The organism is Streptomyces sp. NPDC004134 (assembly GCF_042874195.1).
GTDB lineage: Bacteria > Actinomycetota > Actinomycetes > Streptomycetales > Streptomycetaceae > Streptomyces.
On record NZ_JBIAMS010000025.1, the window covers coordinates 20,381 to 31,420 of the forward strand.

Here is an 11,040-nt window from a genome sequence, read left to right on the forward strand (position 1 = left end):
TGTCCGCCAAGCGGCCCTGGCGTCCAACGGGCCACGGGGGTCAGGATCTTGAGCCATGCGTGCAGTCGTCTTCGATATGGACGGGACGCTCCTGGACAGCGTCTCCACGGTGTCCCGGGCATACGCCGACGCGATTCGATCGCTCGGCGGCCCGCAGGTGACGCCGGATGAGGTGGTCGCCGGCTGGCATGTCGGCCACACGGAACTGGTACTGGCACATTTCCTCGGCCGCGCATGCGGCCCCGCCGGGGTCGAACGCTTCCACGCGTACCTGGACCCGGCAGTCGCCGGGCTGCGCCCTTTCCCCGGCATCCCCGCCCTGCTCGACGACCTCAGCGACGCGGGTCTGCGGCTCGGCGTGTTCACGGCGGCCACGCGGCGAGTGGCCGCGAGCATGCTCGCGGCCGCCGGAATCGACACGCGGTTCGAGGTGGTCGTCGCCGGTGACGAGGTCGACCGGCCCAAGCCGGCGCCGGACGGGCTGGTGCTGGCCGCGCGAAGGCTCGGAGTTCCGGCCGAGGCGACCGCGTACGTGGGCGACGCCGAAGTCGACCTCGGCTGCGCCCGCGCGGCAGGGGCGCGGGGCGTGCACGCCGCATGGGGCGCACGCGCCGGTGTCCGTGCCGGAACCCACCTGGTCGCCGCGCGTCCGGACGCTCTGGTCCCCTTGCTCGTGCCGCCTGGCAGGCACACCGCCGGCCCTGTCCACACCACTGGCTGACCGCCACGACCGGCACGGTCAGCCGACGTTCGCTCTGGTGGCTCTCCACGAGCACAATGCCGAGGTGCGCGTCGCCGAGTTCGGCGGGCACACGGACGATGAGGTGGTGGATCCCGGCCGGCGCGGCATCAGCGGCCCTTGTGCCGTGCTGTGATGCCGCGCCGTCCGGATTCCGTTGGCCGGTTCAGTCCGCGTGGTGCAGTTCGGCGGTGTCGCCGGCCGGGGCCGGCTGGGAGGGGGTCCCGCGGGCGGTGAGGCGCGCGCGGGGGCGGGGGAGTTTCAGCGCGGCCAGGGCGGCCAGCAGCATGACGGCGCCCAGGGTGTAGACGGCTGTGCGCATGCCCTCGGCGGAGGCGGCGCGCAGGGCCTCTCCGCTCAGGCCCGCGAGGTCGTCGTTGGCGACGGCGACGAGCAGGGCCAGCCCGGCGGCCGTACCGACCTGCAGTGCGGTGGAGGCCACCCCGGAGGCGAGGCCCTGTTCGTGCTCGGCCACGCCCGTGCCCGCGGCGTTCCACATCGCCGTGTAGGTGCTGCCCATGCCCAGGCCGACCACGACGACACCGGCGAGCGTGGTCAGTACGGACCCCTCGGCGCGCAGGCCCGGGGCGAGGAGTGCGGCGCCCAGGGCGTTGACGGCGATCCCGGTCAGCAGCGCGCCCCGGGTGCCCGTGCGCTGGATCAGCCGTTCGCTGAGGAAGCTCCCCGCCGTGATGGACAGGGTCGAGCCGAGGAACGCCAGTCCGGTCTCCAGCGCGCTGAAGCCGAGCACGTCCTGGTAGTAGAGGGTCAGGAAGTACGGCACGGCGTTCATCGTCAGGCCGAAGACCAGGATGACGACGACGGCACCGCTCAGCGACCGGTTGCGGAAGAGCCGCAGCGGCATCAGCGGGTTCCGGCCGCGCGCCTGGATCCGGACGAACGCGGCCAGCAGGAGCACCGCGAGCGCGGCGGCGGCCGGTACCTCGGTCTGCGTCCAGCCGGCCTCGGAGCCGTGCGCGACCGCGTAGATGAGCAGGGTGACGCCCGCGGTGCCGGTCAGGGTGCCGGGGACGTCGATGCTGCCCCGGGTGGCACGGCCGTCGGCGGGCAGCAGCGCGAAGGCGGCGGCGATGCCGAGGGCGGCCAGCGGGACGTTGACGTGGAACACGGCCTGCCAGCCCAGCGTCTGGGTGAGCACGCCGCCGGCCAGGGACCCCGCGGTGAGCCCGGCGGCGCCGGCCATGGCCCATATCGTGAGCGCGCGGTCGCGCTGTCTGCCCTCGGTGAAGGCGGTGTTGACGAGGGCCAGCACCGCGGGGAAGAGCACCGCTCCGCCGAGGCCCTGCAGCCCGCGGGCCGCGAGCAGCACCGCCGGCGTCGTGGCGAGGCCGCCGAGCAGGGAGGAAGTGCCGTACAGCGTCATGCCGAGCACGAACATCCGGCGGCGGCCCAGGAGATCGGACAGCCGCCCGCCGAGGAGCAGGAACCCGCCGTAGAGGACCGCGTACGCGGTGACCACCCACTGCAGGGAGTGCGGTGTGAAGCCGATGTCGGCGGCGATGTCGGGCAGCGCCACGTAGACGATGGTGAAGTCGAGACTGATGATCAGGTGGCCGAGCGCCAGCAGCGCCAGGCTCCACCCCGGCCGCCGGAGGCGGGGCTGGGAGGGTGCGGAGGGCATGGGTACGCCTTTCACGTTCGCGATGTCGGTGGGTGCTGCTCAGGTGCGCCGCGCCGCCGCGTGCCGGCCGGGCCGTACGGAGACGGCTCCGGCCCGCTCCTCCTCCTCTTCCTCCGGCGGCTCCGCGGTGGCCCGCCCCGCCTCCGGCGGCTCCGCCGCGTCCGTACCGCGCAGGGACATCGCGGTGAGGACCGCGGTGCCCGCGACAAGCGCGGCGCAGGTGATCCCGACGGCGTTGAGGCCGCTGGTGTACGCGTCACGCGCGGCGGTCAGCACCTGGTCCCCGAGCCGGTCGGGCAGGCCCTGCGCCGTCGCCAGTGCGCTCTCCAGGCCGCCGCGCGCCGCCTCGGCGTCCTCCGCGGGCACCTGCTGCGGCACGGTGATCTCCGTCCGGTAGACCGCGGCGCCCAGGCTGCCCAGTGCGGCGATGCCGAGGGACACGCCCAGTTGGCCGCTGGTCTCGGACATGGCCGCGGCCGAGCCGCTCTTCTCCGGCGGCGCGGAGCTGATGACGAGGTTCTGGCTGAGCGCGCCGATCGGGCCCGTGCCGAAGAAGGCCAGGACGAAGCCGGTGACCAGCAGCGGCAGTCCGCCCTCGGCGCCGACGAGGGCGAGCAGCAGGTAGCCCGCGGCGGCGACGCCGAGTCCGCCCGCGATCACCGCGCCCGCCGACAGCCGCTTCGCCAGCGCGGGTGCGGTCATGGCCGCCGCGATCGAGGCGAGCGCGGAGGGCACCATCCACAGCCCGGCCTCGATCGGCGACAGGCCCTGGACCATCTGCAGGAAGCCGGTGATGAAGAGGTAACTGCCGCCCATCGTGGTCATGGTGAGCATCAGCACCAGGAGCGAGACGGTGAAGGCGCGGTAGCGGAACAGCCGCAGGTCCAGGAGCGGGTGGGCCAGGGTCCGCTGGCGCCGTACGAAGACCGTGCCGATCACGAGGCCGGCGGCGAGGGCCGCGGGGGACAGCGGCTGCCAGCCGAGGCGGGCGAACTCCTTGAGCCCGTAGACGACGGGCAGGATCGCGCCGAGCGACAGCACCACGCTGACCGGGTCGAGCCGGCCGCCCGCGGGGTCGCGGTATTCGGGGAGCAGGAAGGGCGCGGCGATCAGCAGCGCGACCATGACGGGCACGCCCAGCAGGAAGACGGACCCCCACCAGAAGTATTCGAGCAGCACGCCGCCGATCACGGGCCCGAGCGCCGTGCCCGCCATGAACGAGCTGGCCCACACCGCGATGGCCCGGCCGCGTTGCCCCGGGTCGGGGAACATGTTGCTGATCAGGGAGAGCGTGGACGGCATGAGTCCCGCGGCGGCGAGGCCCAGCAGGGCGCGGGTGACGATCAGCATCTCGGTGCTGGGCGCGTAGGCGGCCGCGACGGACGCGGCGCCGACCGCGGTGGCGCCGATCATCAGCACCCTGCGGCGGCCGATACGGTCGCCGAGGGTGCCCATGGTGACCAGGAACCCGGCCATCATGAAGCCGTAGATATCCATGATCCACAGGGTCTGGCTGCCGGTGGGCCGCAGGGACTCGGCGAGGTGCGGCAGGGCCAGGAAGAGCACGCTCTGGTCGAGCGCGAGCAGGATCGTGGGCAGGGCGAGCACGGCCAGGCCCAGCCACTGCCGGGCACCGGCCTTGGCGGGCGGCGCGGTCGCGCCGGCGGTCGGTGGCATGGGAATCCGCCTTCCGGGGGTGGGTTGGGTGCGGCTGGGCCGGTCAGGCGGCGGTGGCGAGGCCGCGCAGCAGCGCGGCGGCGGTCTCGACCGCGCGGCGGGCCTGGAATCCGACGGCGGCGAGGTTCGCCTCGGCGACGTTGTCGGGGCTGTCGCCGGAGATGCTGCTCGCCCCGTAGGGGTTGCCGTTGGCCGCGTCGAACTGGACGGGGTCGGCGAAGCCGGGCGGGACGATGATCGAACCCCAGTGGTAGAAGGTGTTGTTGAGCGCCAGCAGGGTGCTCTCCTGGCCGCCGTGGCACGTCGCGGTGGAGGTGAACGAGGAGACGACCTTGTTCACGAGCCTGCCCTGGAACCACAGGCCGCCGGTGGAATCGATGAACTGCTTCAACTGCGCGGCGGGCAGGCCGAACCGGGTCGGGGTGCCGAAGAGGATGACGTCGGCCCACTCCACGTCGGCCACGGTCGCCTCGGCGACGTCCGCGGTGGCGGCGGCGTGCCGGGCCCAGTCGGGGTTGCTCTCGACGGCCGCGGCGGGGGCGAGTTCGGCTGCCCTCAGCAGCCGCACCTCGCGGGCACCGGCCTTCTCGGCAGCCTGTGCGGCGGCCCGGGCCATGCTGTGGACATTGCCGGTGGAGGAGTAGTAGATAACGGCCACGTTGGTCATGGGGTTGGTCTCCGTTTGCGTGATCGACGGGAACTAGACGAAGAAGCTGTCGTGGCGTACGAAGAACTCCGCCCGCTCCTCTTCGCTGAGGCCGTCGAGCTGGGTGACGCCTTCGAAGTAGTCCTCGCGGGGCGCGCCCGGGGCGAAGAGCATGAGCATGGAGGCGGGTTCGCCGGACTCGTTGCGGAAGGCGTGCAGCCCGCCGACCGGCACGTACAGGTAGTCGCCCGGGGTGGCGTCGAGCCAGCGCCGGCCGTCGAAGAGCCGCATGGTGCCGGACAGGATGAAGAAGGACTCCGACATGGCCTTGTGGAAGTGGGTGCTGGGCCCGCCGAACTCCGGACCCATGTCCACCCGGTACAGGCCGTATTCGCCGCCGGTGGAGACGGTGGTGGACAGGTAGTGGTAGGCGGTGCCCCGGGCGGCGGACCCGGAGACGAAGTCGGGCGGGGCGGTCGCGGGGCGGAAGTCGGCGTTGGTCTCGCCGCGTGCACCGAAGTAGCGGGGGTCGGGGTAGGACACGGTCACTCCTGGGGCGTACGGGAAGGTCGGGACGGAAGCGTCGGGAGCCGGGGTCAGCCGTCCAGGAAGTCGCGGGTGAGCTTGACGAGTTCGGTGGGGTCGGCGAACCAGTCCATGTGGCCCGCGTCCGGGATCTCCACCAGCCGGCTGCCCGCGATGCCCTCGTGGAGCTGCCGGGAGCCCTCGACGGGGATCATGGCGTCGCCGCCGAAGCCGACGACGAGCGTGGGCGCGGTGACCGCGGGGAGCAGCGGCCTGATGTCCACCTGTCCGGCGAGGTCGATCTGGCGGGCGATGCCCGCCGGCGGCCAGGGGTCGGCCAGCGACTGGGCCAGTCCCTCGTGGCCGAAGAGGTCCAGCGTCGCGCGGCTGAACCCGGTCAGCGCCGAGAACCGCTTGAGCAGTTCGCGGTCGGTGGTGAGCAGCTTGCGCCAGGTCTCGAAGTAGTACGCGTCGCGTGGTCCGCCGGAGTGCGTCCAGCCGCCGACGAGCACGAGCCGGCGTACCAGCCCGGGGTGGGCGGCGGCGACCGCGGCGGCGGCGACCGCGCCGAGGGAGAAGCCGAGCAGGTCGACGGGACCGGCGGAGGCGTCGCGTACGGCAGCCGTGACCTGGTCGGCGACCAGGTCGACGGTCAGCTCCGCACCGTCGTCCTCGGTCCGGCCGCTGCCGCTGAGGTTGGGCCGGACGACGGTACGGGTGCCGGCGAAGTGGCCGACGACGTTGCCGAAGACCTTCTCGGCGTCGCCGCCGACGCCGTGCACCAGGGCGAGTGCGGGGCCGGGGCCCCGGCCGTCGGCTTCGTAGTGGACGCGGGAGCTGCGGGCAGCGGTGAACGGCACAGCCGTCTCCTTCGGTGAGAGCTGATTAAGTGAGTGCTAAGATATGTGGCGGTTAGGTGAGTGTCAATTAAATGAGCGCTAAGCTATCTACGACGCGACTGGAGGCCCCATGGCGGACGCGGTGGAGTCAGTGCTGGAGCAGTGGCACCGGGAGTGCCCCGATCTCGACTTCACGCCGATCGCGGTCGTCGGCCGGATCATGCGGCTGTCCCGGCTGTGGGACAAGGAGATCAAGGACTTCCTCGCCGAACACGGCCTCGAACCGGGCGAGTTCGACATCCTGTCCACGCTGCGCCGCTCGGGGGAGCCCTACGAGCTGACCGCGAAGACCTTCCTCAAGTCCTCGCTCGTCACCACCGGGGCCATCACCCTGCGGGTCGACCGCATGGCCGCCAAGGACCTGGTCACCCGCGTGCCCGACGCGATCGACCGCCGCTCCGTCAAGATCCGCCTCACCCCGAACGGCCTGGAGGTGATCGACCGGATCCTCCCCCTCCACCTGGCCAACGAGGCCCGCCTGCTGCACGGCCTCGACCTGGAGGATCGCCGGCGCCTCGCGGCTACGCTCGCCGCGGTGCTCGAATCCCACGGCGACACTCCTGCCCGCTGACCGCGGGTTCCGCCGCCGGCTCCCGGCCGGACCGTGGCGCAGCGGTCACGGCGGCCGGGGTGCCGGTTGGGCCGGAGCGCGGCTCGCCCCATCCCGTCCCGGGGGCCGCGCGTACGTCGGGGTTGCTCCTCAGGCGTCGGCGAGGAGCGGGTCGTACGGGGTGCTCGTGCGGCGGCCCGCCATGAAGGAGAGGAAGTCGCCCACGAAGGCGCTCCGGCCGCAGGCGCCGTCGGTGGTGGTCAGGTCGCGGTGAAAGGCGGTGCGGAAGAGGGCGCGGTACTCGTCCGCGTCGATGCTTCCGCTGCCGTCCTTGTCGGTGGCGTCGAAGAGGACCTCGGCGACGCGGATCAGCGCCGGTCCGGCGAGGGACGGAACGGCGGCGGCGTACTCCTCGGCGCTGACGCGGCCGTCGCCGTCCGTGTCCAGGGCGGCCTGGAGCTCGCGCCACCAGGCGGCGAAGGCGTCGTAGAGTCGGGCCTCCTCGGGTTCGTCCAGGTCGAGGCGGGTGGAGAGTTCGCGTGCCATCGCGGCGAGGTCGGGCCAGTCGAGGTGGCCGTCGCCGGTCTGGTCCAGCACCCGGCGGAAGAACTCCTCCGCCGAGCGTCGGTTCCCCTCCGTGGCCGCCGATGGTGCCGGGCCGGGGCCGGTGTCGCCGCTCAGTGGTGTGAGGAGGCGGAGCAGCGCTGATGCCTGCTTCATGCGGGTGCGCAGCGCGGTGACCGTACGGGCGCGGGGGTCGTCGCTGCCGGGCCGGAGTGAGAGCGCTTCGATGATGTTCTCGGGGTCGATCCAGCCCTTGGGCAGGAATCGGGTGAGCCCCGCGGCGAGGTAGGCGCCCTGCATGAGGGTCGGGGCGCCGGGCATCTCGGGCAGGCCGGCCCGGCGCCGGTAGGGCTCGGGGAGCGAGGCGACGGTGATGGCGCCGATGAGCGGACCGGCGACGGCGCGGCCGGCCGCCCACAGCGTCGGCGCGCCGTCGAGCAGCGCGGGGGCGGGCAGGTGGTCGAAGAGCCGGTAGAGGATGACGCGGGTCGCCTCGGTGTTCTCCAGCTCGTTCTCGACGACCCGGTCGAAGTACGGCCAGAAGTCGTTCAGGTCCTCGGGGAGTTCCGCGGCGTCGCCGTCGAGAGCGGCGAGGTACCCGCGGTACTCGGCGTACATCTGCTCCATCGTGTCCTGGTCGAGCGGCTGGCCGCTGAGCCGGCACATGGTGACGGCGCTCTCGAAGAGGGTGGCGACCACCCAGGCGCGGGTCGCACGGTCCATCGCGTCGTAGGCGCGGCCGCGGGAGTCGGAACCGCTCATGCGGGCGTGCAGCCGGTTGAGCCGGGCGGCCTCCCGTGCGCGTACCGCCGGGTCGGGGCCGAACATGCGCCGCATGCTGAGGAAGGTGTTGCGCAGTCGGCGCCAGGGGTGGGCGACGAAGACGGAGTTGTCGACGAGGGCGGCGCCGACCTGCGGGTGGGCGGCCTCCAGCACGGTGGCGCGGATGATGGCCAGGGCCCAGCGCGGGTCGTCGAAGAAGGCGCTGAACTGCGATTCCGGGCCGAACAGGGATGCCCCGTCGGCCGTTCCCGTGGTGTCGGTGGTCATACTGGCTCTCCGTTCGTCCGGGCGGGCACGTCGCCGAAGCGGCGGTCGCGGCGCCGGTAGGCGTGCAGGGAGGCGAGGAAGTCGGGGGCCCGGAAGTCCGGCCAGAGGACCTCGGGGAACACCCACTCGGCGTAGGCGACCTGCCAGAGCATGAAGTTGGAGATGCGCTGCTCACCCGAGGTGCGGATGACCAGGTCCACGTCGGGGGTGTCGGGGAAGGGCAGGTGGTCCGCGAAGAGCCGCTCGGTCACCTCGTCGGCGGGCGTCCCGCTGCGGATCAGCGACCGTGCGGCCTCGACGATGTCCCGGCGCCCGCCGTGGTCGAAGGCGACGGTCAGCGTCATGCCGCGGTTGCCGGCGGTGAGCGCAGCAACGTCGTAGAAGTCGCGGGCCAGTTCACGGGGGATACGGGGGTCGTTGACCCCGAGGAAACGGCAGCGGATGCCGCGCGCGAGCAGCAGCGGCGCATGCTTGCGCACGACCCGGCGCACCAGACGCATCAGGAACTCGACCTCGGTGCCGGGGCGGTTCCAGTTCTCGGTGGAGAAGGCGTACATGCTGAGCCACTCCACACCGCTGGTCCTGGCCGCCTCGACGACGTCGATGACGGCGGTCACCGCGGCCCGGTGCCCCGCGGTACGGGGCAGCGAACGCCGCTGCGCCCAGCGGCCGTTGCCGTCCATCACGCAGGCCACGTGCCGCGGCCCGGCGCGCGTGGCCTTCTCCTGGGGCCGCTGCTCGCCGGGTCTGCCACCGCGCTGCGGCACGCTCGGCCGGTCCTCCGTCACCGCGCGTGCGCGCGGGACGCCGTAGTCCGTCATGCCCGGTCCCGCCCGTCCGGAGCGCCAGCTCGCCGCTCCCGCCTCGCCCACGTCCCCAACAGCGCGTTCTCTCTGGGGAGTTTGACAGCGCGAACGGGCCCTTCACGGCCGAACGAGTGGCCGTCACCCCCGACTCGTACGTTCGAATCCGTCCGCCCGCGAGAGTGGCGGACCCGCACACAGGCCGCGCGCACCGTGTTTCGGGACCGTGAGGTCAGGCGATGACGTGTTCCGCGGGCGGCGAGGGCCGCCGGGAAAGAAGGACATCGATATGAGCAAGCGGATGCGAGCGGGAATGGTCGCGGCTGCCGTCGCGACGGCAACGCTGGCGGGTGTCGCCACGGCCGGGGCGACGCCGGGTGGTCCTGGCGTGACGGGAAAGACCATTGCGCAGACGACGGTGGGCGGCAAGGACCACATCTTGCGTCGAATCACCATCCCTGCCGGTCAGGGCACCGGCTGGCATTTCCATGACGGCACTCTGTACGGCTTCGTCGAGGAGGGGACGCTCAGCCACTTCGACTCCGCGTGCAAGTCCGACGGCGTCTACGAGGCGGGAAGTGCCTTGACCGAACCGTCCGGTGCGCAGAACGTCCACATCGGGCGCAATCTCGGCACCACACCCGTCGTCCTGGACGTGCTCTACGTCCTCCCTCACGGTGCACCGCTGTCGGAGGACGCCCCCGACCCCGGCTGCGACTTGCCGTAGCGGACTGGACCCACCGACGCCCGGAGGGCCGGTGCGGCCGGCCCCCGGTAGTCGCAGGTTTTTGCTGTCCGGGTACCGGTCGAATCAGTTGGTCGGGATCTCGCCTAACCGCCCTGGTGTGCGTAGCCTTTTCACTACGCTCTCAGGTCTGGCGTACGGGCGTTCGCAGGCACTGGCGGAGCCGTGCACGTGGCGCAGAGGGGGCGAAAGGTGTCGGGCGAGTGGCGGGTCAGGTTATGCATCCCTGGTCGCGACGTCGTGTGCGGTGCCGGGGTGCTGCTTCCCGGTGGACTGATCCTGACCTGTGCCCACGTCGTCGACACCGCCCTCGGGCGGTCCGAGGCTGACCCCTCCGTGCCCGGCCGCCCCGTCGACGCCGACTTCTCCGCCGTCGGTGACCTCAAGCCGCGGCCCGCCCGGGTGGTGCCGGGCGGCTGGTTCCCGCCCGCGGCGCGCTCCGGCGACATCGCCGTCCTCGCGCTGGAGTCCGGTGAGCCGCCGCCCGCCGCCCGGCCGGCGGCGCTGGCCGCGGGGGAGGGGGCGGAGCCGGGGGCAGTCAGCGTCTACGGGTATCCCAACCCGGGGCTGGCGGACGGGGTGTGGCGCGACGTCCGGGTCTCCGGCGCCGGTGGGCCGAACCACGCCTGGCGGCAGCTCGACGGCGCGGGCGGGGGCGGCGTCCCCGTACAGCAGGGCTTCAGCGGCGCGGGGGTGTGGGACCCGCGGCTGCGCAGCGTCGTGGGGCTGCTCGTCGCGGTGTACGGGCCCGGGCGTGAGCAGCTCTCCTGGATGTTCCCCCTGGGCGCTGTCGCCCGTGAGTGGCGCCCGCTCGCGGGGATGCTCGGAAGTCCGGTCGAAGGGCGCTCGAACGGCACGTATGAGCTGTCGCCGCGCCAGTGCACCCAGTTGGCGCACTTCATCCTGGCGATTCCGCTCTTCGCGTCCCTCTCCGGCCGGCAGGACCTCGTGTCGCTGCTGCGGCCCGAGATCCGGCTGCTGATCGCCGAGCGTGCGGAGCCGGTGCCGCACATGTATCAGATCGTGCGGACCAGCACCGACTACGACGGGGGAGTCGACGAACTCGTACAGGCCATCGAAGACCTGGTCGGGAGATCGGCGGCCGCGCGGTCCGTGGCGGATGCCGTCCGGCGCTTCAAGGGCGAGGCGCCGGCATGAGCGGGCGGCGGGATTCAGACGCGATCGGTTTCGTCTCGGGCC

Annotated in this window: 11 protein-coding genes; 4 read left to right on the forward strand and 7 right to left on the reverse strand. The window is 72.7% G+C overall.

All coding sequences use genetic code 11. From position 1 onward, the window contains the following. Nucleotides 1-55: 55 nt before the first annotated feature. Nucleotides 56-721, forward strand: coding sequence for an HAD family hydrolase (locus ACFYVJ_RS26970; RefSeq protein ID WP_388896444.1), 666 nt, complete (start codon nucleotides 56-58; stop codon nucleotides 719-721). Nucleotides 722-905: 184 nt separating this feature from the next. Here ACFYVJ_RS26970 and ACFYVJ_RS26975 read toward each other — a convergent pair whose 3' ends face one another. Genes ACFYVJ_RS26975 through ACFYVJ_RS26995 form a run of 5 tightly spaced genes read right to left on the reverse strand, consistent with a single transcriptional unit; the run spans nucleotide 906 to nucleotide 6,089 of the window. Next, a complete protein-coding gene (locus tag ACFYVJ_RS26975; protein ID WP_388896448.1) occupies nucleotides 906-2,381 on the reverse strand; it encodes an MFS transporter in 1,476 nt (491 codons plus the stop codon). Between the two features lie 39 nt (nucleotides 2,382-2,420). Beyond that, a complete protein-coding gene (locus ACFYVJ_RS26980; protein WP_388896451.1) occupies nucleotides 2,421-4,058 on the reverse strand; it encodes an MFS transporter in 1,638 nt (545 codons plus the stop codon). Nucleotides 4,059-4,101: 43 nt separating this feature from the next. After that, complete coding sequence (gene wrbA, locus ACFYVJ_RS26985; RefSeq protein WP_388896453.1) at nucleotides 4,102-4,725, reverse strand: NAD(P)H:quinone oxidoreductase; 624 nt, start codon at nucleotides 4,723-4,725, stop codon at nucleotides 4,102-4,104. Between the two features lie 33 nt (nucleotides 4,726-4,758). After that, the gene (locus ACFYVJ_RS26990; RefSeq protein ID WP_388896456.1) at nucleotides 4,759-5,247 is read right to left on the reverse strand and encodes a cupin domain-containing protein; all 489 of its coding nucleotides are present in this window, start codon (nucleotides 5,245-5,247) and stop codon (nucleotides 4,759-4,761) included. A 53-nt stretch (nucleotides 5,248-5,300) separates the two neighbouring features. Then, nucleotides 5,301-6,089, reverse strand: coding sequence for an alpha/beta fold hydrolase (locus ACFYVJ_RS26995; protein ID WP_388896459.1), 789 nt, complete (start codon nucleotides 6,087-6,089; stop codon nucleotides 5,301-5,303). Between the two features lie 109 nt (nucleotides 6,090-6,198). On the opposite strand from ACFYVJ_RS26995, the gene ACFYVJ_RS27000 reads away from it, so the two are divergent. After that, entirely contained in the window at nucleotides 6,199-6,699 is a 501-nt protein-coding gene (locus ACFYVJ_RS27000) for a MarR family winged helix-turn-helix transcriptional regulator (RefSeq protein ID WP_388896461.1), read from the forward strand. Nucleotides 6,700-6,828: 129 nt separating this feature from the next. Here ACFYVJ_RS27000 and ACFYVJ_RS27005 read toward each other — a convergent pair whose 3' ends face one another. Together ACFYVJ_RS27005 and uppS are read right to left on the reverse strand one after the other, a co-directional pair. After that, the gene (locus tag ACFYVJ_RS27005; protein WP_388896464.1) at nucleotides 6,829-8,292 is read right to left on the reverse strand and encodes an oxygenase MpaB family protein; all 1,464 of its coding nucleotides are present in this window, start codon (nucleotides 8,290-8,292) and stop codon (nucleotides 6,829-6,831) included. Then, nucleotides 8,289-8,975 carry a polyprenyl diphosphate synthase gene (gene uppS / locus ACFYVJ_RS27010; protein WP_388896694.1) on the reverse strand — a complete coding sequence of 229 codons (687 nt, stop codon included), beginning with the start codon at nucleotides 8,973-8,975 and terminating at the stop codon, nucleotides 8,289-8,291. Before uppS ends, ACFYVJ_RS27005 begins: the two co-directional genes overlap by 4 nt. A 409-nt stretch (nucleotides 8,976-9,384) precedes the next feature. On the opposite strand from uppS, the gene ACFYVJ_RS27015 reads away from it, so the two are divergent. After that, nucleotides 9,385-9,822 carry a cupin domain-containing protein gene (locus ACFYVJ_RS27015; RefSeq protein WP_388896467.1) on the forward strand — a complete coding sequence of 146 codons (438 nt, stop codon included), beginning with the start codon at nucleotides 9,385-9,387 and terminating at the stop codon, nucleotides 9,820-9,822. A 273-nt stretch (nucleotides 9,823-10,095) separates the two neighbouring features. Continuing rightward, nucleotides 10,096-10,998 (forward strand): trypsin-like peptidase domain-containing protein, encoded by a 903-nt coding sequence (locus tag ACFYVJ_RS27020; RefSeq protein ID WP_388896470.1) that lies wholly within the window; start codon nucleotides 10,096-10,098, stop codon nucleotides 10,996-10,998. The last annotated feature ends 42 nt before the right edge of the window (nucleotides 10,999-11,040 follow it).

Excerpts from the sequence above, each read along its gene's own strand:
- ACFYVJ_RS27015 (WP_388896467.1), top strand. The coding sequence starts at position 9,385 with ATGAGCAAGCGGATGCGAGCGGGAATGGTCGCGGCTGCCGTCGCGACG.
- uppS (WP_388896694.1), bottom strand. The coding sequence starts at position 8,975 with ATGGACGGCAACGGCCGCTGGGCGCAGCGGCGTTCGCTGCCCCGTACC.
- ACFYVJ_RS26975 (WP_388896448.1), bottom strand. The coding sequence starts at position 2,381 with ATGCCCTCCGCACCCTCCCAGCCCCGCCTCCGGCGGCCGGGGTGGAGC.
- ACFYVJ_RS27005 (WP_388896464.1), bottom strand. The coding sequence starts at position 8,292 with ATGACCACCGACACCACGGGAACGGCCGACGGGGCATCCCTGTTCGGC.
- wrbA (WP_388896453.1), bottom strand. The coding sequence starts at position 4,725 with ATGACCAACGTGGCCGTTATCTACTACTCCTCCACCGGCAATGTCCAC.
- ACFYVJ_RS27000 (WP_388896461.1), top strand. The coding sequence starts at position 6,199 with ATGGCGGACGCGGTGGAGTCAGTGCTGGAGCAGTGGCACCGGGAGTGC.
- ACFYVJ_RS26980 (WP_388896451.1), bottom strand. The coding sequence starts at position 4,058 with ATGCCACCGACCGCCGGCGCGACCGCGCCGCCCGCCAAGGCCGGTGCC.
- ACFYVJ_RS26970 (WP_388896444.1), top strand. The coding sequence starts at position 56 with ATGCGTGCAGTCGTCTTCGATATGGACGGGACGCTCCTGGACAGCGTC.